This window comes from Ruegeria sp. SCP11 (genome assembly GCF_040329455.1).
In the GTDB taxonomy this organism is placed as follows: domain Bacteria; phylum Pseudomonadota; class Alphaproteobacteria; order Rhodobacterales; family Rhodobacteraceae; genus Ruegeria; species Ruegeria atlantica_E.
This window is the reverse complement of sequence record NZ_JBDZYG010000043.1, coordinates 1-2459: the sequence shown is the minus strand read 5'-3', so window position 1 is coordinate 2459 and position 2459 is coordinate 1. Positions and strand designations below refer to the sequence as shown.

Below are 2459 nucleotides of genomic sequence, written 5' to 3'. Positions count from 1 at the left end.
TTTGTAGACCGCCCTCGGGCGACGTTCATCCGAGATTTGAGTTGCCGTGCAGCGGCATGAGAATCAGTTGTTCAGTCCGGCTGTTTTCATCCACGGCCACGATATGTCGGGACACCCTGATCAGGTATCCAGACCCCTGAAGGCTGCTCACCGGTTTGGTAGAAAATATCAATCGGGATTCCTCCACGCGGATACCAGTAACCGCCGACCCTAAGCCACTTTGGTTCTAGCAATTCGACTAGTCGCTTGCCAATGGTGACTGTGCAGTCTTCGTGAAATGCGCCATGGTTGCGGAATGATCCGAGGAACAGCTTCAGCGACTTGCTTTCCACGAGCCATTCACTGGGAACGAAATCCAGCACGATATGGGCAAAATCGGGTTGCCCGGTCATCGGGCAAAGAGAGGTGAACTCCGGCGCAGTGAAGCGCACCGCATAGTCGGTTCCTGCCTGCGGGTTCGGCACCTTTTCCAGCACCGCCTCTTCCGGCGAATTGGGCAACTCGGTTTTACCGCCGAGTTGAGTCAGATTTGCGTAAATATCTTCGCTTGCCATTGTTCTGTTCCTTCAAACGCCGCGTTTGTTGCCCCAGACAAGCGCATGCAGCTGTGGCAGAATTGTCGGGGAGAACCAGCGGTCCCCCAGGGTTGTTTCGATCAGCCACTCGTAGCGGGCCATGATGCCATCCAGATCGATTTCGGCATCCTCGACGCCGGGTGGTGGCGGAGTGTGATTGCCGGGTTGAAGATAGAGTGGTAGATCAGGGTAACGTGCGGCCACGTCACGGGCCCAGTCATAGTCAACATTATCAAAGATCACGATTTTCATCACCGTTTCCACTCCTGTAGCACGTGCAATGCAATCGTCGAATTTTATCCAATCCACCGTTTCACCTGAGGATGGCGGCTTCGGGCTCAGGATCAGCGTAGACAATTTGCTGAACCAGTCCTGCGCAACCGAGCCCTGTGTCTCCATGGCAAAGCCATAACCTTTAGCCCTGCCCAGCGTTATCAACGCCGCAAAATCCTGGATTGCAGGGTTGCCGCCTGACAAAGAGATAGTCAAAGGTGACCCACCGGACAGGCGTTCCACTTCAGCAAAAATTTCTTCCGCGCTCATCCGTGCCCAGGTATGGCGGAATTCACTGTCCACTGCGTGCAGACTGTCGCACCAGGAGCAGCGGTAGTCGCATCCCCCGGCGCGAACAAAGACTGTGGGCACACCAATCACGGCACCTTCACCCTGGATTGTCGGGCCAAATATTTCCGCAATGCGCAGGCTGCTCATGGGCGATACTCGGCCCAGGTTTTGGGCGTCTCGCTGATCCTTACTGCGCTGGTTTGTGGCCAGCGGGCCAGACAAAAATCGTATATCGCCTTCGCCATAAATTCCGAGGTGACCATGTCGTGCCCGAATACATCGTTCAGATGCCGGTGATCTAACATTTCGTCGATCCAGATCTTTAGAGGTGAAAGTTCGCGGTAATCGATGACAAAGCCGTTTTCATCCAACTCATCTGCTGCCAGTTCTACTTCAGCGATGTAGTTGTGTCCGTGAAGACGGGCGCAGGGGTGATCATCCGGCAGGGCAGAGAGTTGATGACTGGCGGAAAAATGAAATTCCTTGGTTATCCGGTACATCAGGCGTCCTCCAACGCGGATTTCCAGAAATCCGGATCGGAATATACCGTTGGGTCTGTGACCCCGGCCAAATGGAACGCCTCGCGCCGTTCGACACAGGTGCCACAACGACCGCAGTGTTCTGCGCCACCTTTGTAGCAGGACCAGGTATCAGCAAAGTGAGTGTTGTATTTCGCCCCTTCGGTAACGATGGCCGATTTGGGAATGTGCACGAAGGGCGTGTAAAGGCGGACATTGGCATAGCCATCCAGCGCCCTGGCCTGCATCGCTTCAAACGCTTTGGTAAATTCGGGACGACAGTCGGGGTAGATGAAGTGGTCGCCACCGTGCACCGCCGTAGCGACTGCGTCCGCCTGTTTGGCAGCCGCCACCCCAAAGGCAATGGCCAGCATAATGGCATTGCGATTGGGCACGACAGTAACTTTCATTGTTTCTTCGGCATAATGTCCGTCCGGCACATCAACATCGTCGGTCAACGCCGAACCTGACAGATGCGCACCGATATGGCGCATGTCGATCAGATCAAAAGGCACTCCCAGCCGCTTAGCGCAACGGGCCGCAAATTCAGTTTCCTTGCTGTGGCGCTGGCCATAGTCGAAGGAGATCAGGCCAATTAACTCGTGTTCCGCCGCTACTTTATGCGCCAGAGACACCGAATCGAGCCCGCCGGAGCAGATAACAATTGTCTTCATTTTCAGATCCATGTTTTGTTTGCCGGGTTGGCTACGACCGGCGCTCACATCTTGTGAACGCGGTGTTTTTAGCAGACTTATGTGGCAAGGTAAAACAACATGCTTGTCGCGTAACGGCAGGCAGGAGT

4 protein-coding genes are annotated in these 2459 nt (G+C 54.8%); all 4 read right to left on the bottom strand.

Going from position 1 to position 2459, the window contains the following annotated elements; all coding sequences use genetic code 11:
• Nucleotides 1–86 precede the first annotated feature (86 nt).
• Genes queF through queC form a run of 4 tightly spaced genes read right to left on the bottom strand, consistent with a single transcriptional unit; the run spans nucleotide 87 to nucleotide 2331 of the window.
• Entirely contained in the window at nucleotides 87–554 is a 468-nt protein-coding gene (gene queF, locus ABLN94_RS24495) for a preQ(1) synthase (RefSeq protein WP_352997317.1), read from the bottom strand.
• A gap of 12 nt (nucleotides 555–566) precedes the next feature.
• The gene (queE, locus tag ABLN94_RS24490; RefSeq protein ID WP_352997315.1) at nucleotides 567–1286 is read right to left on the bottom strand and encodes a 7-carboxy-7-deazaguanine synthase QueE; all 720 of its coding nucleotides are present in this window, start codon (nucleotides 1284–1286) and stop codon (nucleotides 567–569) included.
• A complete protein-coding gene (locus tag ABLN94_RS24485; RefSeq protein WP_352997313.1) occupies nucleotides 1283–1639 on the bottom strand; it encodes a 6-pyruvoyl trahydropterin synthase family protein in 357 nt (118 codons plus the stop codon). Before ABLN94_RS24485 ends, queE begins: the two co-directional genes overlap by 4 nt.
• Complete coding sequence (gene queC, locus ABLN94_RS24480) at nucleotides 1639–2331, bottom strand: 7-cyano-7-deazaguanine synthase QueC (RefSeq protein ID WP_352997311.1); 693 nt, start codon at nucleotides 2329–2331, stop codon at nucleotides 1639–1641. Before queC ends, ABLN94_RS24485 begins: the two co-directional genes overlap by 1 nt.
• Between the last annotated feature and the right edge of the window lie 128 nt (nucleotides 2332–2459).

Bases quoted from the DNA above. Each gene is read 5' to 3' on its own strand.
- ABLN94_RS24485 (WP_352997313.1), bottom strand. From the start codon at position 1,639: ATGTACCGGATAACCAAGGAATTTCATTTTTCCGCCAGTCATCAACTC.
- queF (WP_352997317.1), bottom strand. From the start codon at position 554: ATGGCAAGCGAAGATATTTACGCAAATCTGACTCAACTCGGCGGTAAA.
- queC (WP_352997311.1), bottom strand. From the start codon at position 2,331: ATGAAGACAATTGTTATCTGCTCCGGCGGGCTCGATTCGGTGTCTCTG.
- queE (WP_352997315.1), bottom strand. From the start codon at position 1,286: ATGAGCAGCCTGCGCATTGCGGAAATATTTGGCCCGACAATCCAGGGT.